21 protein-coding genes are annotated in these 19,804 nt (G+C 52.4%); 3 read left to right on the top strand and 18 right to left on the bottom strand.

What is annotated here, in order from left to right; genetic code table 11:
- Positions 1-159 precede the first annotated feature (159 nt).
- Genes cysW through ACE5KN_RS23155 form a run of 3 tightly spaced genes read right to left on the bottom strand, consistent with a single transcriptional unit; the run spans position 160 to position 2,988 of the window.
- The gene (cysW, locus tag ACE5KN_RS23165) at positions 160-1,032 is read right to left on the bottom strand and encodes a sulfate ABC transporter permease subunit CysW (protein ID WP_375527194.1); all 873 of its coding nucleotides are present in this window, start codon (positions 1,030-1,032) and stop codon (positions 160-162) included.
- Positions 1,033-1,050: 18 nt separating this feature from the next.
- The gene (gene cysT / locus ACE5KN_RS23160; RefSeq protein ID WP_375527195.1) at positions 1,051-1,884 is read right to left on the bottom strand and encodes a sulfate ABC transporter permease subunit CysT; all 834 of its coding nucleotides are present in this window, start codon (positions 1,882-1,884) and stop codon (positions 1,051-1,053) included.
- Positions 1,885-1,917: 33 nt separating this feature from the next.
- Positions 1,918-2,988 carry a sulfate ABC transporter substrate-binding protein gene (locus ACE5KN_RS23155; RefSeq protein WP_375527196.1) on the bottom strand — a complete coding sequence of 357 codons (1,071 nt, stop codon included), beginning with the start codon at positions 2,986-2,988 and terminating at the stop codon, positions 1,918-1,920.
- A gap of 340 nt (positions 2,989-3,328) precedes the next feature.
- On the opposite strand from ACE5KN_RS23155, the gene ACE5KN_RS23150 reads away from it, so the two are divergent.
- Positions 3,329-4,504, top strand: coding sequence for a MalY/PatB family protein (locus tag ACE5KN_RS23150; protein ID WP_375527197.1), 1,176 nt, complete (start codon positions 3,329-3,331; stop codon positions 4,502-4,504).
- Between the two features lie 79 nt (positions 4,505-4,583).
- On the opposite strand, the gene bshB2 is transcribed toward ACE5KN_RS23150, so the two are convergent.
- The 10 genes from bshB2 to brfA form a co-directional block, all read right to left on the bottom strand.
- Entirely contained in the window at positions 4,584-5,243 is a 660-nt protein-coding gene (bshB2, locus tag ACE5KN_RS23145; RefSeq protein ID WP_375527198.1) for a bacillithiol biosynthesis deacetylase BshB2, read from the bottom strand.
- A gap of 18 nt (positions 5,244-5,261) precedes the next feature.
- On the bottom strand, positions 5,262-5,606 hold the full coding sequence (locus ACE5KN_RS23140; protein WP_355321921.1) for a YojF family protein: 345 nt from the start codon (positions 5,604-5,606) through the stop codon (positions 5,262-5,264).
- Positions 5,607-5,856: 250 nt separating this feature from the next.
- Positions 5,857-6,591: a beta-glucanase gene (gene bglS, locus ACE5KN_RS23135; RefSeq protein WP_445993925.1), complete on the bottom strand. Its 735-nt coding sequence runs from the start codon at positions 6,589-6,591 to the stop codon at positions 5,857-5,859.
- Positions 6,592-6,654: 63 nt separating this feature from the next.
- Entirely contained in the window at positions 6,655-7,965 is a 1,311-nt protein-coding gene (locus ACE5KN_RS23130; RefSeq protein ID WP_375527200.1) for a 6-phospho-beta-glucosidase, read from the bottom strand.
- Positions 7,962-8,939, bottom strand: a complete 978-nt coding sequence (locus ACE5KN_RS23125; protein WP_375527201.1) for an N-acetylglucosamine kinase — start codon at positions 8,937-8,939, stop codon at positions 7,962-7,964. The genes ACE5KN_RS23130 and ACE5KN_RS23125 overlap by 4 nt, the downstream gene beginning before the upstream one ends.
- Positions 8,940-8,950: 11 nt before the next feature.
- A complete protein-coding gene (locus ACE5KN_RS23120) occupies positions 8,951-10,579 on the bottom strand; it encodes an extracellular solute-binding protein (protein WP_375527202.1) in 1,629 nt (542 codons plus the stop codon).
- Positions 10,580-10,638: 59 nt separating this feature from the next.
- Positions 10,639-11,532: a carbohydrate ABC transporter permease gene (locus ACE5KN_RS23115; protein ID WP_375527203.1), complete on the bottom strand. Its 894-nt coding sequence runs from the start codon at positions 11,530-11,532 to the stop codon at positions 10,639-10,641.
- Between the two features lie 42 nt (positions 11,533-11,574).
- Positions 11,575-12,438, bottom strand: coding sequence for an ABC transporter permease (locus ACE5KN_RS23110; protein ID WP_375527279.1), 864 nt, complete (start codon positions 12,436-12,438; stop codon positions 11,575-11,577).
- 332 nt (positions 12,439-12,770) lie between these two features.
- Positions 12,771-13,631 (bottom strand): AraC family transcriptional regulator, encoded by an 861-nt coding sequence (locus ACE5KN_RS23105; RefSeq protein ID WP_511215707.1) that lies wholly within the window; start codon positions 13,629-13,631, stop codon positions 12,771-12,773.
- Positions 13,549-13,956, bottom strand: coding sequence for a ribosome rescue factor BrfA (brfA, locus tag ACE5KN_RS31180; protein ID WP_511215706.1), 408 nt, complete (start codon positions 13,954-13,956; stop codon positions 13,549-13,551). Before brfA ends, ACE5KN_RS23105 begins: the two co-directional genes overlap by 83 nt.
- Positions 13,957-14,127: 171 nt before the next feature.
- Here brfA and ACE5KN_RS23095 point away from each other — a divergent pair, with 171 nt between their 5' ends.
- Complete coding sequence (locus tag ACE5KN_RS23095) at positions 14,128-14,550, top strand: chemotaxis protein CheW (RefSeq protein WP_375527206.1); 423 nt, start codon at positions 14,128-14,130, stop codon at positions 14,548-14,550.
- 28 nt (positions 14,551-14,578) lie between these two features.
- Positions 14,579-14,953 carry a GNAT family N-acetyltransferase gene (locus ACE5KN_RS23090; protein WP_375527207.1) on the top strand — a complete coding sequence of 125 codons (375 nt, stop codon included), beginning with the start codon at positions 14,579-14,581 and terminating at the stop codon, positions 14,951-14,953.
- A gap of 184 nt (positions 14,954-15,137) precedes the next feature.
- Here ACE5KN_RS23090 and ACE5KN_RS23085 read toward each other — a convergent pair whose 3' ends face one another.
- The 5 genes from ACE5KN_RS23085 to ACE5KN_RS23065 all read right to left on the bottom strand — a co-directional run bounded on the left by ACE5KN_RS23085 (position 15,138) and on the right by ACE5KN_RS23065 (position 19,565).
- A complete protein-coding gene (locus ACE5KN_RS23085) occupies positions 15,138-15,971 on the bottom strand; it encodes a methyl-accepting chemotaxis protein (protein WP_375533161.1) in 834 nt (277 codons plus the stop codon).
- A gap of 216 nt (positions 15,972-16,187) precedes the next feature.
- Positions 16,188-16,415 (bottom strand): sulfurtransferase-like selenium metabolism protein YedF, encoded by a 228-nt coding sequence (gene yedF / locus ACE5KN_RS23080; RefSeq protein ID WP_375527209.1) that lies wholly within the window; start codon positions 16,413-16,415, stop codon positions 16,188-16,190.
- Positions 16,405-17,559: a selenium metabolism membrane protein YedE/FdhT gene (gene yedE / locus ACE5KN_RS23075; RefSeq protein WP_375527280.1), complete on the bottom strand. Its 1,155-nt coding sequence runs from the start codon at positions 17,557-17,559 to the stop codon at positions 16,405-16,407. Before yedE ends, yedF begins: the two co-directional genes overlap by 11 nt.
- Before the next feature lie 273 nt (positions 17,560-17,832).
- Complete coding sequence (locus ACE5KN_RS23070; protein WP_375527210.1) at positions 17,833-18,627, bottom strand: ABC transporter ATP-binding protein; 795 nt, start codon at positions 18,625-18,627, stop codon at positions 17,833-17,835.
- The gene (locus tag ACE5KN_RS23065) at positions 18,627-19,565 is read right to left on the bottom strand and encodes an ABC transporter permease (RefSeq protein WP_375527281.1); all 939 of its coding nucleotides are present in this window, start codon (positions 19,563-19,565) and stop codon (positions 18,627-18,629) included. Before ACE5KN_RS23065 ends, ACE5KN_RS23070 begins: the two co-directional genes overlap by 1 nt.
- Between the last annotated feature and the right edge of the window lie 239 nt (positions 19,566-19,804).

The raw sequence follows: 19,804 nt of genomic DNA, 5'->3' as shown, positions 1-19,804 counted from the left end.
CGGCTGAATTCAAGATTCGATGTCGAGTCCGCTTCCTGACTTCCTTCGTGATCAAAAGATGACTTTTTGAACTACCTTTATAAAACATTGTTATCCAACCTATATACTTGGTTTATAATTTATCATGCTTCCAAAACCGACGTCAATCGTTTCCAAGCCTTACAAGTGAACTTTTTTGCGCTGAAGCCAGCTTTTCAGCACAAGGGTGGCAAGGGCAAGCAGCAGCAGCAAGGAAGCCACGGCAAAGGAAGCGGAAAATTGATATTCGTTATACAAAATCTCCACATGCAGCGGCAGCGTATTCGTTTCGCCGCGGATATGGCCGGATACGACCGATACCGCCCCGAATTCCCCCATGGCCCTTGCATTGCACAGGATGATCCCATAGAGCAGCCCCCATTTGATATTGGGCAGCGTAACGCGCCAAAACACCTGCCATCCCCCGGCGCCAAGCGTTACAGCCGCTTCCTCTTCATGGGTTCCCTGCTCCTCCATCAGAGGAATCAGCTCTCTGGCTACAAAAGGGAACGTAATAAACAGCGTGGCAAGAACGATGCCTGGAACCGCAAAAATAATTTTGATATCATGCTCATCCAGCCACGGACCGAACCAGCCTTGAGCCCCGAAGACAAGGACATAGATCAGTCCCCCGACCACGGGTGAAATGGCAAAAGGCAGATCAATCAGCGTAACGAGAATGCCTTTGCCGCGGAATTTAAATTTGGTTACCAGCCAGGCGGCCGCTGTACCAAAGATGGTGTTCAGCGGCACCGTAATCGCCGCTACGAGCAAGGTCAGCCGCAGGGCGGACAGCGCATCCGGGTCGCGCAGCGCTGCCACATACACCTGCCACCCCTGCTTGAGCGCCTCAGCCATTACAACCGCAAGCGGGAGCACAAGCAGCCACAAAAGCACCAGCAAGGCAGCCCCGATAAGCGCCCATTTGACCCAGGGGGCCTCCGTGGTTGCACTTCTGCCGGACAGCCTTGGCGGTACATGCGATCCAGTCAAAACTTGGGCGGAATCCGTCATATTTGAGCCTCCTCTTTCTCAGGCCATCCGTTTTCTTGAAAGGCGCTGCACCATATTGATGCAGAGCAGCAGGATGAAGGATATCGCAAGCAGCATCAGCGCAACCGCTGTCGCACCGGCGTAGTCATACTGCTCCAGCTTGGACATGATCAGCAGCGGAGCGATCTCCGTCTTCATCGGCATGTTGCCAGAAATAAATACTACCGAACCGTATTCCCCAATCCCTCTGGCAAAAGCTAACGCAAATCCCGTGATCAGCGGAGGGATAAGCTCAGGCATAGTCACGCTGCGGAAGGTGCGCCATCTGCCGGCCCCGAGCGTCGCAGCCGCCTCTTCCGTGTCCGCTTCCAGCTCCTCCAGCACCGGCTGCACGGTGCGCACTACAAAGGGGATGCCAATGAACATTAACGCCAACGTAATGCCGATCTGTGAAAAGGCCAACCTGATGCTAAGTGGCTCGAAAATGGAGCCGATCCACCCGTTTTGCGAATAGAGTGCCGTCAGCGCCACCCCCGCCACGGCGGTAGGCAGCGCAAACGGCAAATCTATAATCGCGTCAAATACCCGTTTGCCGGGAAAATCATAACGGACAAGCACCCATGCCAGCAGCAGGCCGAGAAACAGATTGATCAAAGCGGCGGCTGCCGAGCAGAGAAAGCTTACCTTATAGGATGCGATCACTCTCGGATCCAGAGCAGCCTCCCAAAACTTCGCCCATGTCAGCCCTGTTGAATTCAACAGCAGCGCCGACAAGGGGAGCAACACAACCAGACTGAGATACAGCACCGTATATCCCATCGTGAGACCGAAGCCCGGCAGCACCTTTTTGCCGGAAGCTTGAGCTCCTCCCATCCTCACTCCACTCCTTCACGGTACAAAATCCCCTTACTTCGGCGCATAAATTTGATCAAATATGCCTCCGTCGTTAAAATGCTTTTCCTGGGTTTCCTGCCATGTTCCGAATATATCCTGCAGCGTGAACAGTTCAATCGCAGGGAAGCTGTCCTTGAACTTTTCAGCCACACTCTCCAGCGTTGGGCGGTAGAAGTTTTCGGCGGCAATCGTCTGTCCTTCTTCGCTGTACAAGTATTTCAGATAAGCCTCCGCCACTTTGCGCGTTCCTTTTTTATCAACGACTTTATCGACAACAGCCACCGGCGGCTCTGCCAGAATGCTGACAGACGGATAGACAATATCAAATTTGTCTTGCCCAAGCTCCTTCACCGACAGCAGCGCCTCATTTTCCCAGGCAATCAGCACATCCCCGATCCCCCGTTCCACGAAGGTCGTCGTTGCGCCGCGCGCGCCGCTGTCCAGAACAGGCACATGCGTAAACAGCTCCTTCACAAACTCCTGCGCCTTCGCTTCATCGTTGTTGTTGTGCTTCAAGGCATATCCCCAGGCTGCAAGATAGTTCCAGCGGGCTCCGCCTGATGTTTTGGGGTTCGGCGTGATTACCTCGACCCCGTCCTTGATTAAATCATTCCAGTCCTTGATGCCCTTCGGATTTCCCTTACGGACCAGCAGCACAATCGTTGATGTGTAGGGCGAGCTGTTATGCTCAAACTTGCTCTGCCAGCCTTCCTGGATAAGGCCCTTCTGCTGCAGCGCATCGATGTCATATCCTAACGCCAGTGTAACCACATCCGCCTGAAGTCCGTCGAGGACCGAGCGGCTCTGTTTGCCTGATCCGCCATGCGACTGTTTAATGGTGACCTTCTGTCCTTCCTCCTGCTCCCAATGGGCTGCAAAAGCTTTGTTGTAAGCTTCATAAAGCTCGCGTGTAGGATCATAAGATACATTCAGCAATTCCACTTCTTTAGGCGCTGCTTCGCCGGTGCCTCCCTTGGACGCCGCAGTGTCGTTCCCGGTTGAACTGCCGCCGCAGGCTGCCAGCATGGCGGTTAATACGAATGACAAACCGATTAAAAGTCCTTTTCTGTACCCCTTTTTCATACAAATTCTCTCCCCCGGTTGCTCCGATTTGGTTGACAAAAAATTCATTTTGCTGTGTACAGGCAGAAAAAAAGACGGAAGAATTCCTCGTGACAGCACGACAATCCCGGCGATCTCTGCGATCCTGCCAGTCCTGTGCAGCCTAAGGAGTTCCTCCGTCTGTACGGTGAGAACCTTAATAATTTATAATTCCTACCCGATTAGTATGTTATATGCCTATTGTATGAAAAACCCAGGATGGTGTAAAGAACTTTTTCCGTTTTAATTTTCATAAAGCCCCGTAATCCTTTATACTTAAAAACATAACAGGACCTACATACATTACAGGGGAGGACTATACATGGATTTTAATTTACATATTGACCGCACCCGCACCAATTCCTATAAATGGGATAACAGAGCGGCTGTATTTGGAACAGAGGACGTTCTGCCCATGTGGGTGGCGGATATGGATTTTCAGGCGCCGCCGGCCGTCGTCCGCGCCGTGCGTGAACGGATAGAGCACGGGGTATTCGGCTATACATATCCCTCCCCATCATATTATGAGTCGATCATCAACTGGATGCAAAACCGCCACAATTGGACCATTGAGAAGGAATGGATTCAGTTCTGTCCAGGCGTTGTCCCGGCACTCAGTCTGATCGTCGAAAAGTTTACGGAGCCGGGGGATCAGGTGATGATTCAAACCCCGGTGTATCCGCCGTTTCATAGTGTCGTGAAAAATCACGGCCGTGAGCTGGTACTCAACCCGCTGCTGGAGCAGGATGGTTATTACAGCATGGATTTTGAAGATATGGAAAGCAAAATGGCCGGGGGCAAAATCAAACTGCTCATTCTGTGCAGTCCTCATAATCCTGTAGGGCGTGTCTGGACGAAGGAAGAACTGCAGCGGCTGGCTGATATCTGCGCCAAGTGGAATGTGCTGGTTGTATCGGATGAAATTCATGCCGACCTGGTTTTCGAGGCAGGAAGCCATCCTCCGTTCGCCTCCCTGTCGGAGGATGCCGCCCAGCGCAGCATTATCTGTACCGCCCCTAGCAAGACGTTCAATATTGCCGGTCTGAACACCGCAAATCTGATCATCCCGAACAAGGAGCTCCGCGTGAAGTTCAGCAAAGCGCTTGAAATTCATGCGATGGGCTCAGCCACACCGCTTGGACTGACTGCCGCAGAAGCAGCCTACCGCGAGGGGGCGGAATGGCTGGATGCGCTCCTGGACCATGTACGCGGAAATATCGATTATGTATGCGATTTTTGTGAAGAGCATCTGCCTGAGGTGAAAGTACGGCGGCCAGAAGGTACTTATTTACTGTGGCTGGATTTCCGCGCGCTTGGCTTGAAAGGCAAAGAGCTCAGCTCCTTCCTCATTGCGGAGGCAAAGCTCGGCTTGAACAGCGGTGATTCCTTCGGCACGGATGGCGACGGATTTATGCGCATGAATCTCGGCTGTACCCGCGCTACTGTTGAGGAAGCAATGCGGCGGCTGGAAGCGGCCATTTCCAAACGCAGAGGTTAATAACAGTGCAAAAAGGGCGCACCGGGTCCATTGACCTCGGAAGCGCCCCTTTTTGTGCTGCCCTCACTGTCGGTTAAATTTAATCCTCGAAGCTATATGTCCAAAAATGCTCCTTGCCAAAATGGGCCTTAATTTCCTCATCGGACGGATTCTTGGTGCCAAGGAAATCCTCGAACTGGAACTGGGAGCGGTGAGCTTGAATGGATCTCATTTTGAGTTCCAGGTAATCGCTGACGTCATGAAGCACATCAGGCGGACCGAGCACCTGCTGGCAGTTTCGCGAGAACGCGAGGCAGTGCACAACCGGCCGCTGTTCTGCTGGCAAGCTTTCGATGGTGCGGATGACCGCTGCCCCTGTCGCATCATGATCGGGATGAACACTGTATCCCGGATAAAAGGTAACCACCAGCGATGGATTCAGCTCTTCCAGCAGATCGCGGATCATGCCGTCCAGCCGCTCCTGGTCCTCGAATTCAATCGTTTTATCATGAAAACCGAGCATGCGCAGGTCCTGAATGCCGATGGCACGGGCGGATTCCTCAAGCTCCACCTTGCGGATCTGCGGAAGCGTCACCCTGTTGGCAAAAGGAGGCACTCCCATATTGCGGCCCATTTCCCCTAAGGTCAGACAGGCGTACGTCACCTGATATCCCTCGGCAATCCGCTTGGCCAGCGTTCCCGACAGGCCGAAAGCCTCATCATCCGGATGAGGAAGTATAACCAGAATACGCTGATTCATAGAATGCTTCATCTCCTCTCAAAACGGCGTGCTGCTCAACTGCAGCGCGACAACCAGTTTGCCCTGGGCATCATGACCGGCCAGAATAAGCCGCTCTGTCTCCTGCTCGTCCCAATGGGTCAATCCCTCTGCATATACCCAGCCTTCTTCGGTCTTCAATCCGACACGGAAAGGCCGTGTTCCAGCTATAGATCCGTGGGAGTAACGGATTTTGGCATTGGAAATAAAGTTGGCTGCAGGATGCTTGGTGCTGTCCCGGTGCGCGGCATACGCTCCCGTGGTCATTTCAAGATGCAGATATATATCCTGATCCTTTAAGGCGTCAATCTTGCGCTGTACCAGCTCCTGATCGATTAACTGCATGTTATCCCCTCCATATCCTGCAAGCGAAAAGCTGTTAATTAAGCTGATGAGCAATTTGTTACAGGAATGCTCACTTGCTCATGTTCTCTATTTTAGCATACAGGGTATACAAACTCCTATAGAAATAATAGAAGCGGTGGAATCGAAAGAAAAGCGGCTATCTATAATCTTCAGCAAAAAAACTGCCCCCCGCGTCCTATAAGTGAGCGGAGAGCAGTCCGAAATGATCAGCTTAATCAAGACTTTCTAATTATGGTGCCGGTGTGTATTTAATATAGTCATAATAGGCGCGCACAGGCGAGCCCGGATAAACGAAGTCTTCCGTCCAGTATTTAGCCGCATCATTGGCCCCTGCCCAGAAGTTCACCATAATATGGCCCGGATGGGAAGGAAGCTCTCCCCTGGAACCGTTCTCGGTATGAACCAGCTTGCCGTCCACATACCATTTTATGGAGGTTGGAGACCATTCAAAGGCATAGGTATGGAAATCAAGCGATGCATCGAACCCCAAATCGATCACCGTACTGTGCTCCCCCACACCGTTCGTATAATAATTGGTCTCCAGCTTCGTCGTATCCTTGCCCAGAATTTCGATGTCAATCTCGTCATTTCTGTCCACGTCCGGGTCCGGGTCACGGTCATAATAGGTGAACAGCGAGGTCACCAGTCCCGTCCCTTTGGCCACCTTCATGCGCGCTTCCACGCGTCCGTAGCCGTACGTATTATCATTCGTTGCATACTCCCCTGAAGCATATGGCTTCCCTTCACAGCCCGAAGGACAGTTCGATTTGTCCAGTCTGAGCGCCATAATGCCATTGTTGAATTCCACATTGTTCGCCTTCCAAAAGACCCCGAAGTCATCGCCGTTTCCCCAGCCGTCTGACTTATAAAATCTGCCATCATTAAATGCGTTCAACGGGTCATTAAATGCACCCGCGGCAGATGCCGGCACAGCCAGCAGAAGACTGCTGCAAGCCAACAGCATTGCAATTCCTTTGCGCAATCTTTGGTGAATGTTGTCCTTTTTCATCACAAACAGCCCCATTTCCTAATGGATTTGTTGAAAAAAGTTCGGGAGATACTGCTGATTCTGCTCCAGCATCTCTTCAAGCATCCGTTCGGCATCGTTGACGGAACCGACCAGGGGATGGTGGGCCAGCGCCGAAAGCGCAAGTCCCCGGTCGCCGGTGACGGCAGCCTCGATAGCGAGCCGTTCGTAGGTTTTGACCGCCATGATCAATCCCTTGACCGCATCCGGGATGACTGTAACCGGCTGTGGCACCGGTCCATCCTTCGTAACCGTACAGTTCACTTCAATGCAGGCGTCGTCGGGCAGAAAGCTTAAAATCCCTTGATTGGAAACATTCAGGGTTTGGGTATCTCCGGAATCATTGTACAGGGAATTCATTAAGTGTACTGCGGCTTCCGAATAGTAGGCGCCACCGCGCTGCTCCAGCTGCTTGGGCTTTTCCTTCAAATCCGGATTCTGATAAATCTCGAACAGCTCGCTCTCCAGCCGTTTCACAGTTTCAGCCCGGCTCTCTCCCTTTGCAGCGGCTTCCATCTGCTCAGCAAGCATTTCACGCTGCAGATAGAAGTATTTCAGATAATAGGAAGGAATCGCTCCGATAGATTGCAGCAGCGTACCGTTCCACGCAAACTGGGGGACATTTTTCGCCGAATAGCCTTCCCGGTTGTCCAGCAGCTCTTCCAGCTTCGATCGGCCATCCACCGTAATCCTGCTGATCCAGTGCAAGTGATTCAGCCCGACAAACTCACAGTGGATACGATCAATCGGCACATTGTACAGTGACGACAGCCACTTGTAAGCTCCAATGGGTGAATTGCACAAGCCCACTGAGCGAATGCGGGAATGCTTGAGGATGGCCTCTGTCACCATGCCTGCCGGATTGGTGAAGTTCAGAAGCCAGGCATCCGGGCACACCTCTTCCATCTCCCGGCAGAGATCCAGCAGCACCGGAATCGTGCGCAGGGCTTTCATCATGCCCCCCGGCCCGGTCGTTTCCTGCCCGATCATGCCATACTTCAGCGGAATGGATTCATCACGGGCACGGGCATCAAGCAGCCCCACCCTCATCTGTGTTGAAACAAAGGTGGCCCCTTCCAGCGCGGAACGCCGATCCATAGTCATTCTGAGCTTAATCGGCAGACCGGACGCGGCAATCATACGCTCAGCCAGCTGCCCCACAATGGTCAGCTTGTGAAAGCCCTCTGGAATATCCACCAGCACAATCTCCGTTACGGGGAGCGTCTCATAATTAAGTATAAATCCTTCAATCAGCTCTGGCGTGTACGACGACCCTCCGCCAATCACCGCGATTTTCAATTGCTCGCTCATGCTCCTACCTCCTTGACTGACAAGCCGTCATCCAGACGTTCATATACCGACTCGGCAACCCGGTGCCCCGCCCGCTCCATCGCGAGCAGAACGGCTCCGGCCGCCGGCTCCAAGGCCAGTCTGCGCAGACTGCAGCCCGGCGCGGCTGTCTTCACGTTTTTTTCGATATGAGGAATGATGTACCGGCTGTCGCCGCGGGTGAGCACGCTGCCCACGAGCACAAGATCAAAGCTGTCCTGCATCATAGCCAGCTTATGAATCACCGCCGCTGCCGCGATGCCCAGCTCCTCTCCCTGGCGCTGAAGAATGCGCCTTGCCGCTTCGTCATGCTCCGCTACCTGGAACAGCGCCTTGGTCAGATGACGCGGAATCACCTTGCCATGATCCAGAAAATCATGGAACATGTGCTCCACCGACGAGTACCCCAGCGTCTGCAGCACAACTCCGGTCAGCAATGTAGGCTGTTCCCTTCCTTCCCAGGCCCGGATGACGGTACGAAATACCTCTATCGCGAGGCCGCTGCCTCCTCCAAAATCACCGTAGTTATAACCGAATCCGCCGCATTGCAGCGATTCTCCATGCTTGTTGACGCCAAAGCAATTCGTGCCGCTGCCGCACACGATGACCACGCCATCCTGCTGCCGCGTCCCCGCTCTAAGCCCAATCTCCGTGTCACACACAATATCATGGGCGGGAAAATCCAGCTCGGCCATCATCGGTCTCAGGATGCGAAAGTCCGCTTCGCGGTCCGCCCCTGCCAGCCCGAACATGGCGAACTCAATCTGCTCCCTCACTAGCCCTGCGTGGGACAGGGCTTCTGCCACCGCTTCACGGATGCTGCGGCGGGCCAGTTCAGCCCCTACCTGATGGTTGCCGCAGCCGCTCATTCCCCTGCCCACGATCTGTCCCTGCTCATCCGACACGACAGCCAGGGTTTTGCTGCCGCCGCCGTCTACACCCAAGTAATAGTTCAATGCTCTCTCTCCTATTTCAGCTTGCTTAGATTCTCCTGCCATCTTTCTGTCTTGTACTTCAGCAGCCGCTCATACCCGGCCTGCTGCGCGTCCGCTTCCGCCTGATCCAGTATGGCAAGCACCTCGTCTTCGGACTTGGCGGACATGACTGAAGCAGCAAATGCCTTATCATAAATATCCAGCACGCTTTGCGCCACAATGCCCTCGTCCGAATCCCCCGCAGGATCAAGGTTCGTAAATTCCGTTGTATTATACTGCGTCTTCCATGTAATCTCCGACTGCCAGCGCGACTCCCAATTTTGTTTTTCAGGCGGCAGCGTCTTCTCGAATTTCATCTTCGAATTGTCTACATACACCGTATTGCCGACCCATTGGAGATTCACGGTTGAGTTCATGAACTCGTCACGCGCCTTGGTATCGTTGACATACTTCTCCGTAAACAGGGGGGCCTCATCCTCGTCGACCCCGTCCCAGAATGTACCCTCCGGTCCCCACATGATGACCCGCTGCCCTTCTGGTCCTGTCATCCAGTCAAGGAAAGCGAAGATAGCCTCCGGATTTTTCGCCGATTGGGTAATAACACTTACGTTCCAGCCCTGCTGCTTATAATCTCCCGGGAAAATTTTATTTTTATCGAGCCCTTCCTTACGAATGGGCCAGATCATGAAATAACCTGCTTCCGGGTCCTCCGCCGACAATATTGCATTTCCGATCGCCCCATACTCGGTCGGACTGGACGCGGCATATACGGCAACCTGGCCGTTGCGGATCTTTTGCTCAATTTGCTCCGGCTTCTGGGTGAAGGCATCCTGGGTGATCAACCCTTCCCGGTACAGCTTATTCGCCAGCTGCAGGCCTTCACGGTAAGCCGGATCTTTGAAAATGGATGTTAACTGATCCCCGTTTGGCACGGCCATCATGCTGTTAAACAGGTACGGGCGTTTTTCGGCAAAGGCAGTGGTGAGGATACTCACTCCGTTCGCCTTCTCACCCACTTCAAAAGGAATAACATCAGGGAATTTTTCCTTGACCATTTTCAAATAGGCATAAAAATCATCCGTGGTTTCCAGCGGAGGCGAACCCAGCTCTTTATAAATTTTCTTGTTTACCACATACCCCGCATTGCCGTTTGGCTGTGTTGTATACCAGTTCGGGAACTGATACAGCTTGCCGTCCGGGGAGCGCAGCATATCCAGGGTGGATTCACCTGCCCATTTCTTCAGATTGGGATATTTATCGAGATAGTCATCAAACGGAACCAGCATGCCCGCCGCACGCAGCTTCTCTACATCAGGCCCCCGTTCCAGCCAAATGACGTCAGGCAGTTCACCCGATACGATCATGGTGCTCAGCTTCTGTTTGGCATTGCCGCCTGAGCTGACGGGTTCAACGATTACTTTCTTGTTCTCCTGAATCCACTTGGTGGCTATATCCTCGCCCCATACCGGCATCGTATACCAGTCGTAATGACCGTAGAACGAGAAGGTTAATGGATCCGTGCCCAGCGTTACCGGTTCACCCCCGGCTGCAGAGGAGCCCTCCTTACCGCCGCCCGAACCCGAGCATCCGGTCAAACCGAGCATCATGACAAGCAGGACTGACAGAGAAGACAGAAGCGTGTTCTTTTTCCAACCATCCATGGTACCTTCCCCCTTGTATGCACTTGCAGAGAACGAATGAAGCGCCGCCGGTTGACCGGCTACTCCTTCAACGATCCGATCATGACCCCTTTAACGAAATATTTCTGTACAAACGGATACACAAGCAGGATCGGTACGGTAGCCACCATCATCGTAGCCATGGAGAGCGACTTGGTCGTTACACTCTTCATCTGATTCAAATGGCTAGCCGCCGCGGAATCCATTTGAGACATCTGCTCTTTCATGATGTTGGAATTGAGAATCTGCTGCAGCTTGGTTTGAATGGGCAGCAGGTCCAGATTGGTGATATAAATGCTGGGGGCGAACCAGTCATTCCAGTGATAGACTGCGGTGAACAGGGACAAGGTTGCCAGTACCGGCCCCGACAGCGGCAGAATAATGCGAAAAAATACGCCCCAGTGCGAGCAGCCATCAATCCGTGCCGATTCATCCAGACCGTCTGGCATGCCCATAAAAAATGTCCGGAAAATAATCATATTCCATACGCTGATGATGCCGGGAATAATCATGACCCAGAACGTATCGATCAGGTGCAGCTCGCGGATAAGCAGATAAGTAGGAATCAATCCCCCGCTAAAGTACATAGTAATGACACAGAGGATCATATAAAATTTGCGCCCCATCAACTCCCGCTTGGTCATGCCATAAGCGAAGATAGCCGTCGCAAGTATGGACAGAACCGTACCGGTCGCCGTCCGCAGCACCGAAATGACAAACCCGTCGATCAGCCGCTTATCCTTGAACACGACGGCGTAGTTCTCCAGCGTAAAGGCTCTGGGCCAGAAGGTAATCCCTCCCCGCAGCGTATCGTTCCCATCGTTGAACGAGATGACCGCCGCGTTCCAGAACGGATAAAAGGCGGCAAATCCAAGCAATGTCAGCAAAACATAAATGATGAATGTCAGAACCTTGTCTTCCAGGGTCAGCTTCATGCGGCTCCTCCTCTCTGCCGGCTCTTTCGGATCACGTATGGATTACCACAAGCTGTTGCCGGATTTGCGGGCGGCATAGTTGGCGGCTGCCAGCAGACCGACACTGATCAGCGCCTTGAATAATCCGACAGCAGTGGCATACGAATACCGCGAATTCTGAATACCCACCCGATATACGTAGGTATCGATCACATCCCCTACATCCCGCAGCACCGGATTTGCACCAAGCAGCAGGATATCGTCAAAGCCCGCATTCAGTAGATTGCCGATGGCGAGTATCATAAATACGATAATGACCGGCATGATAGAGGGAATCGTGATTGAAAAGATTTGCCGCAGACGGCTTGCCCCATCCATGGCTGCGGCTTCATACAGCTGCGGATTTACACCCGCAATGGCCGCCAGATATACGATGGAGGAGAAGCCAATCTCCTTCCAGACGCCCGTAGTCACCAGAATGGTCCAGAAGTACTCGGGTAGAGACAGGAAATTAACCGGAGCCTCAATCAGATTCAATTTCATAAGCGCAATATTGAGACTGCCATTGTCGGTAGACAGCATGGATACGACAAAACCGGAGACGATGACCCAGGACAGAAAATGAGGAAGATAGCTAATGGTCTGAATCGTCCTTTTGAAGATCCGGCTGCGAATTTCGTTCAGCATCAACGCCAGAATGATGGGTGCCGGGAACCCAACCAGCAGCTTCAGCAGGCTGATGACGATGGTGTTCCTTATAACCTTCCAAAACTCGGGGGCATGGAAGAACATTTCGAAATGCTTGAAGCCTACCCATGGACTTGCCAGAAAGCCTTTGAAAATATTGTAATCCTGAAAGGCCATCAGCACCCCGTACATCGGGACGTAGCTGAACACGATAATGAAGAGCAGCGCAGGCACAACCATCAGCTGAATTTCCCACTGCCGGGCAAATCTGACCAGCCGACCGGGCTTGTGATCGACTTCTCTGTCCGGGTTGGCCGCAGATTGCCGCTCCGTACGAACGCCGCTTTGCAGAAACGTCCCCCCTTTAACAGGAACCGCACGGCTTCCGCTTGTCAGAAGCGCGTCAGGCAACCTGTCTTTTTTTCCTATTTTACATGGCGAAAACAGTGCATTTCTTCTGTTAAACATCTGTAAAGTTACGCTATCTTACTGGTTTTTTGGTTACATTGGCCTATGAGGGGGGAATTCTATCTTTCGACGTCAACTATGAGTCACATTTTGTAAGGATATGCTTATTCTTTAAGTGAAAGGGTGTTATGCTGCCGCATTCTGGCATGCTTCGGGGATTTACCGATGTGCTTTTTGAACAAATGATTAAAATTGGACAGGCTGCGGAAGCCGCATTCCATGGCGACATCCATAACCTTCAGCTGCGTCTGCTCCAGCAGCATCAGCGCATGTTCCAAACGGAGCTGGATCAGGTATTCCAGAGGGGACGTGCCGACAGCCCGGCGAAAAATATCGCTGAACCTGGACGGACTCAGGTAGACGATGGCAGCAAGCTCCTCCAAAGTCCATGGGTGGGAAAGCTTTTCTTCCATGGCGTGGATGACCTGACGCATCTTCTCAAGCTGAAGCGAGCTGACGTTGGTACTGCTGCACTGTCTGGCATCTTCCAGACGGAAATAGCGGTTCACACAGGAAAGAAAGCGCAGCAAGTGGGCATACACCAGGGAAATGTACGATGGACGGGCTTGCTCATGCTCCTGCTGCATCTCCAGCAAAAGCGTACGCAGCTCCTCAATATGCGGTGAGGTGCGGTCTAGCAGGTTGGTGAAATGGATGCCCATATCCTTGTACGGGGAAAGAATCTCCGGATCATAACGCAGGCTGCTGACAAACCAGGACATATCGAATTCAATGACCATAATGACAAGGTCCTTTACTTCATACGCGCAGTGCAGATCATTGGAATTAATCAGCAGAATGTCTCCCTGCCGGAATTCAAACCTTTTACCGTTGATCACGTAGTATCCGGAGCCGGACTTGATATAATTGATCTCCAGCACATCATGCCAGTGCAGCTTCTGATAAGGAGAGCTGACGCCGATGGTGTCTGCGATATAAATCGGATATCTTTTGTCCAGGTTCACTTTCTCTCTGGGAATGATCTCCCCGGTGCGGGCTAAAGTCATGACGGCTCACTCCTGTACGGTATGAATTACAATAAGAATACCATCTTTCCACCCTGCTGTAGGAGAGTAACGCCAAATTTTCCCCACAACGAAAAAAAGCGCCATCGTCTCCGATCCGCTTTTTATGCTTTATTTTATGAAGTTTTTCCAGCTTGGTGGGGGTGGTTCGTATGTGCTGCGACAGAGCGCCGTATTGGTCGTTTGTTTTCCGGTTGTCCGCAAAGCTGCGCTTTCCCGCGCGCTCCGCTTGGGCTATGGCTTTTTGGGTCTTGGTGCGAGCCATGATCATTCACTCTCCTATTATATGGTTTCTCTGTTATCATAACACTCACCCGGATAAACCGGAAGCAGTAAAATGCCGATATACTTAGAAAAGCAGCCCATGTATCCGAATGATGTCCGGGAACCGGAAATCGGGAACCATTTTCATTTTTTTCAAAGGAGTGTTCTACAAATGACGCCGTATCTCATGTTCAAGCTGGCCGGCAAGCCGTTCGCCATCAACTTTCAGGAAGTGGAAGAAATCCAAAATGCTAAGAAAGGAACTCCCATGCCCTTTGCACAACCATGGCATGAAGGTATGATTACGGTAAGGGGCTCGCTGTACGCGGTGCTGAATGTCCGCAGCATGCTTAACCTGTCGCTGCTTGAGCAGCCGGAGCAGGACAAAATGATTCTGCTGAGCCGACATAAGGTGGCCATTCTCGCTGAGGAATTTGCTGATACCTTGATGGTGGAGGAAACAGATATCCAGGAAAATGACGGGGAACAAGAGCTGGATGCAGCGGTGTTTCCGACGCTTGCGACAGCCGGCGGCAGCATGATTCCGCTGCTGGATGTCGATGCACTGCTGGCTTTGTCCAAAGCCGAGGTTTAGACTTTTATATTATCGGGGGAGTTTCTATATGATTAGACTTCGGGAGGCCATACTGCAGGACTTGCCTGAAATGCTCGCTATCTATAACGAGGCCGTTTTGAATTCCGCAGCCACCTTTGATCTGGAGGCACAGACACTGGAAGAGCGAACGGTATGGTTTAACATCCATGGCGGCAAATATCCGCTGATCGTGGCAGAGCTCGAGGGCAAGGTCGCCGGTTATGCCTGCCTGAGCCCGTTCCGGGCCAAGCCGGCATACGCCTATTCCACGGAATTATCGATCTATATCGATGCCGGCTTTCGCGGGCACGGAATCGGCAGCACCTTGATGACCGATATTCTGAATCGTGCTGCCGATCTTGGTTTATCATACGGTCATCAGCGGACTGGTCGGAGGCAATGAGGCAAGCCGGAAGCTTCACGAAAAATTCGGCTTTTCTTACATAGGAGTTTTTAAAGAGGTTGGTTTGAAGTTCGGGGAATGGCATGACGTGCATTTTTACCAGCTGTTCGTGGACAAAGAGAAAGGGATGCCCTAAATCAATGGACTTTTTAGGACACCCATATTCTGCTATCCATACCTTTGATCAAACTTCGTAAGTAATGAGCTTGTTCACAAACTGTGCCAGATTTCTGCTTGTCTCATTCAACTGATCGATCACTTCCGTAAATTCGGTGACCAGCTTGGCCTGTTCATTGGATGAAGAAGCAATATCCGCAATCTCACTTTGCATCCGTAAAATAGTATTTTTCACATCCAGCAGCGATTGTTCAATTTCAGTGGTTGCTTGTTTGGTATCGACAGATAATTTGCGCACCTCTTTGGCTACGACATCAAATCCGGCCCCCGCTTCACCTACTCGCGCCGCTTCAATCGCCGCGTTCAAACCGAGCAGATTGGTCTGATCGGAAATTTCGCGGATGAACCCGGCCACCTGCGATACATTCGCCGAATTTTGTACGGCCTGACGGGAGTTTTCCAGGATCTGCTCGGAGGTCGCGGAGAGCTCCTGGGAATGGGCTGCCACCGACTGGACGCTGTCCATCAGCCTTGCCGCAATCTCCTCGGTTTTATCCATCATTTCGCGCAGCATCACTTCATTCTCCATACTATAGGACACGCTTAATACGGCGGCGACCTCACCGTCGTCCTCAAGAATCGGAATGAACAGCGCATCCAGCGCAATGCCGAACACTTCCTTCGGAAAGCGGTTCAACACCTTGACCTTCCCGCCCTTCAAATCCTTGAAATCCCTGTTGATTTCCTCCAGCGGATCTCCGGCTTTATACGGCAGGTCCATAAACTTGCCGGGAGCAAAATATAAAACTTGCTCACGGTCAAACAGCATGACTGACGCATCCCCTCGGATTACTTCCTTGAACAGGGGCATGTGTTTAAGCAAAGATTCAACTGTGTTCACGTTATCGATCCCGTCCTTTAATGCGAATAATGGATACCGGACTGAAAGCACCAAGCTCCGATTTCGGTTTTAAGCCTGATTTCATATCTACCAAATATATCGGCATTTCGGAGAAATTTGTGAATGCTAATGACAACAGAAAAAACACCCCGCAGGGTGTTTCAGTTCAGATTCATTCAATTGTATTGGCCAGCACGGCACCGGTTTCACTTCAATTCAGACCTGGATAAACAGGCTGAATTCCTGGCCGTTTTTGACCGGCTCCTGTGCCATGGTGTAACCGTGCTTGACGACTTCCTCCGGCACGTTCCGGAATGCGGACGGGCAGTCCGAAACGACCTGAAGGGTTTGTCCTTTTTTCATATCCCGCAACGTTTCCAAGGTATAAATAACAGGATATGGGCAGGATTCCCCCCGCAAATCCAGTGTGAAATCAACGGTCATAAGTTGCATCCCCTTTCTTGAATCCCACGCCGAAGCGGTAGTTTTTTTGCCAGTACGCGGCGACGGCGAATCCCGCACCGAGTACAAGCAGCGTAACAATCAATGCAGCCGCCGGACCCATGGCAGTGATCAGGTTGACAGGCGAGCCGCTCTTCACAAGAAGATTATATACCCCCATGTGATCCCATGCATATGCCAAAACGGTAGCTCCGATGATATTGCCGATAAACACCGGTAAAAAGACAACCTGCCCCTCCATCAACCGGTACATCATGCCGGTTTCGCAGCCGCCGGCCATAACGATGCCCAGGCCGAAAAGCAGTCCGCCGATAAAGGTGCTTGGGGCGGCAACTTTTGTAATCGGCTCCAGACCGTATACAAGAATAATGATAAGCGTAGCGACAGAGCTGACCGCCATGCCGATGGCTATCGCTTTGGTCATCGTGGCCCGGCCGCTGATCCACAGATCGCGGAAGGCGGAAGTGAAGCAGATTTGCCCCCGTTCGATCAGGATACCGAACGCAGCCCCGAAAAGGGCAGCAGTCCCCAGCATGGTCTTGCCATTTGCATAGAAATATACAATCAGCCCGATGTAGGCAAGTCCCAGAACCGCCCCCATGAGGGGCTGCCGACTTTTGCCCCGTTCAACTGACGGCATAGTACCACCCGTTTTTAAAATGGGCCTGCCCTTCCACCATCTTGTGTTGACCAGCTTGGCGCCCAGAAAAGTGCCCCCGGCAGTAGCAACGATGAAAATCCAGGAATGAAGCGAGAACTGAGGCACTCCCGTAAAAAAGGCTGCGAGATTGCAGCCCAGAGCGAGACGGGCTCCGAAGCCGGCGATCATGCCGCCCGCAAATCCCTGTACATATCGCCGTTTCTGTCTCGGCATGCGGATCTTGAAGTTGCCGCTCAGCAGAATCGTAATGAGCGCGCCGATAAACATGCCCCACACGATCCAGCCATCTGTCCGCGTCCAGGTCGTTCCGTTCATATGTATGAGGCCAAAATACGCCCAGTCCGATACATCCACCCCGAAGAACTCCAGAATATGGCCTCCCAGACGGGTAAACTCCCCCGTTACAGCCCATACCGTGTTGGTGATTCCGAAATAGAGGGCGCTGAGAATGCCCGCCAGGGCCATAACGAGATAGGGGCTCCAGTATCCCCCAAACCATGTTGAATATAACTTTTTCACTTGCTCAATAACTCCTCATCTGCTAAAGTTAAAACTCTATTCTTAAAAATCCCCATTTCATATCTTACTATATTTTTTCTCTGTGATGATAAATTTTTGTTCTTTTTATTGGAGCGTTATGTAGCTACCACATTCTTTTGCAGAGTCCGGCGCAAAAGAAAGAGGATGAAGCAGCGGGTATTCCCCATGATTCATCCTCTTGTTCACTTTCACAATTCGTTATCCCAGCACGATCCGGTCATCGGCCAGCTTCTCGCCGCTGATGCGCTCGAATTCGCCGAGCAGCCGTTCCACGGTCAGGTCCTTTTTCTGCTCCTCGTTTACGTCGAGGATAATGCGGCCCTTGTCCATCATGATCAGTCGATTGCCCAGACGAATCGCCTGCTCCATATTGTGCGTGACCATCAGGGTCGTCAGCTCCATTTCGCGCACGATGCTTTCCGTCAGTGTGGTGATCAGCTCAGCACGGGCCGGATCCAGCGCAGCCGTGTGCTCATCCAGCAGCAGAATCTGCGGCCGCGTAAACGTGGCCATCAGCAGGCTCAGCGCCTGCCGTTCGCCGCCCGAGAGCAGCCCTACCTTGGCGCCGAGCCGGTTCTCCAGACCGATGCCGAGGCGCTGCAGCTGCTCCTTGAACAGCTTGCGCTTGGGGGCGGTGATGCCAAAACCGAAGCCGCGCGATTTGCCGCGCGCATAGGCCATGGCCAGGTTTTCTTCAATGGACATGGTCGGCGCGGTGCCGGCCATCGGGTCCTGGAATACTCGCCCGATCCAGCGGCTGCGCTTGAATTCAGGCAGCTGGCTGATGTTTTGGCCGTCGATGCGGACCTCACCGGTATCCGGCTTCATCACGCCTGAAATAATGTTCATCAGCGTAGACTTGCCAGCCCCGTTGCTGCCGATGACCGTTACGAAATCACCAGGCTTCAGCTGCAGATTTGCGCCGATGAGTGCAATTTTCTCATCCACCGTGCCGGGGTTGAACAGCTTGGACACATTCATAATATTCAGCATCAGCGTCCGCCTCCCGTGCTATGATTTGCCGCTCCCAGCAGCTCCGCCGAGCGCTTCTTCGCCATGCTTTTCTGCTTCAGCACACGCCGCACCGTAGGGAAGACGAGCGCGATAATGACGATAATGGCCGTAATCAGCTTCAGATCGGACGTTTCGAACCAGTCAATGCGCAGGGCAAACGTAATAACGATACGGTATACAATCGAGCCCAGGATGACCGCCAAGGTAGCCCGGAACACGGTGCGGGCGCCAAAGATGGCTTCCCCGATAATGACCGAAGCCAGACCGATGACAATCATGCCGATGCCCATCGTAATATCGGCAAAACCAGACTGCTGGGCGATAAATGCGCCGGACAGCGCCACAAGCCCGTTGGACAGGCTGACACCGATGATCGTGGTCGTATCCGTATTCGCGCCAAAGCTGCGGATCATGCGCTTATTGTCACCTGTGGCGCGCAGCGCCAGACCCAGGTCTGTCTTCATGAACAGATCCAGCAATATTTTAAAAATAATCACAATGACCAGCATGACAAACGTAATCGACGAAATTTCCCATACCTTTCTGGGCAGGCCGGAGAACACCGTATCCGCACCCAGCAGCGAAATATTCGGCTTGCCGCCGAGAATACGCAGATTGATAGAATACAGCGCAATCATCATCAGAATCCCGGACAACAGTCCGTTAATTTTACCTTTGGTATGCAGCAGACCTGTGCAAGCCCCCGCCGCCAATCCGCCCACAAAAGCCGCCACGCAGGCGACCCAAGGTGAAGAGCCGTTCGATATCATAACCGCTGCAATGGCGGCTCCTGTAGTAAAGCTCCCGTCTACCGTCAGATCGGGAAAATCAAGAATGCGGAACGTAATATAAACGCCGAGCGCCATCAACGCATACAGCAGCCCAAGCATGACCGCCCCGTCCAGCGAATTCAATATCCCACCCACAGTGGATACCTCCTTGTACAAAAAAAGATAGGGCGAATCTCTAGGAGCCGCCCTGAATTTCGTTACTCACTTTCTGTTTGGCCCATATGGAAGGCCGTGACCAGCTTTTTAAGTGCGTGTTCAAAAAGTCAGGTTTTCAGCACCGAGAAGGTTGGATGAAGATAGGGACTGAGGAGCGGAGCGTACTTGGGGTACGTGAGCACCGGAAGTCCCGGCTGAATTCAAGATTC

It is taken from the genome of Paenibacillus terreus, assembly GCF_042138595.1.
Taxonomy (GTDB): Bacteria; Bacillota; Bacilli; order Paenibacillales; family Paenibacillaceae; genus Paenibacillus; species Paenibacillus terreus.
The sequence above is the reverse complement of the archived record's forward strand: the minus strand, read 5'-3'. Positions and strand labels throughout refer to the sequence as shown.

Coding starts and splice junctions, on each gene's coding strand:
- ACE5KN_RS23130 (WP_375527200.1), bottom strand. CDS start 7,965: ATGAGCGAGCAATTGAAAATCGCGGTGATTGGCGGAGGGTCGTCGTAC.
- ACE5KN_RS23110 (WP_375527279.1), bottom strand. CDS start 12,438: ATGGTTGTGCCTGCGCTGCTCTTCATTATCGTGTTCAGCTACGTCCCG.
- yedE (WP_375527280.1), bottom strand. CDS start 17,559: ATGGCCCTGGCGGGCATTCTCAGCGCCCTCTATTTCGGAATCACCAAC.
- ACE5KN_RS23155 (WP_375527196.1), bottom strand. CDS start 2,988: ATGAAAAAGGGGTACAGAAAAGGACTTTTAATCGGTTTGTCATTCGTA.
- cysT (WP_375527195.1), bottom strand. CDS start 1,884: ATGGGAGGAGCTCAAGCTTCCGGCAAAAAGGTGCTGCCGGGCTTCGGT.
- bshB2 (WP_375527198.1), bottom strand. CDS start 5,243: ATGAATCAGCGTATTCTGGTTATACTTCCTCATCCGGATGATGAGGCT.
- ACE5KN_RS23120 (WP_375527202.1), bottom strand. CDS start 10,579: ATGGATGGTTGGAAAAAGAACACGCTTCTGTCTTCTCTGTCAGTCCTG.
- ACE5KN_RS23150 (WP_375527197.1), top strand. CDS start 3,329: ATGGATTTTAATTTACATATTGACCGCACCCGCACCAATTCCTATAAA.
- yedF (WP_375527209.1), bottom strand. CDS start 16,415: ATGACCGTTGATTTCACACTGGATTTGCGGGGGGAATCCTGCCCATAT.
- ACE5KN_RS23095 (WP_375527206.1), top strand. CDS start 14,128: ATGACGCCGTATCTCATGTTCAAGCTGGCCGGCAAGCCGTTCGCCATC.
- bglS (WP_445993925.1), bottom strand. CDS start 6,591: ATGCTGTTGGCTTGCAGCAGTCTTCTGCTGGCTGTGCCGGCATCTGCC.
- ACE5KN_RS23070 (WP_375527210.1), bottom strand. CDS start 18,627: ATGCTGAATATTATGAATGTGTCCAAGCTGTTCAACCCCGGCACGGTG.
- ACE5KN_RS23090 (WP_375527207.1), top strand. CDS start 14,579: ATGATTAGACTTCGGGAGGCCATACTGCAGGACTTGCCTGAAATGCTC.
- cysW (WP_375527194.1), bottom strand. CDS start 1,032: ATGACGGATTCCGCCCAAGTTTTGACTGGATCGCATGTACCGCCAAGG.
- ACE5KN_RS23115 (WP_375527203.1), bottom strand. CDS start 11,532: ATGAAGCTGACCCTGGAAGACAAGGTTCTGACATTCATCATTTATGTT.
- ACE5KN_RS23140 (WP_355321921.1), bottom strand. CDS start 5,606: ATGCAGTTAATCGATCAGGAGCTGGTACAGCGCAAGATTGACGCCTTA.
- brfA (WP_511215706.1), bottom strand. CDS start 13,956: ATGGCTCGCACCAAGACCCAAAAAGCCATAGCCCAAGCGGAGCGCGCG.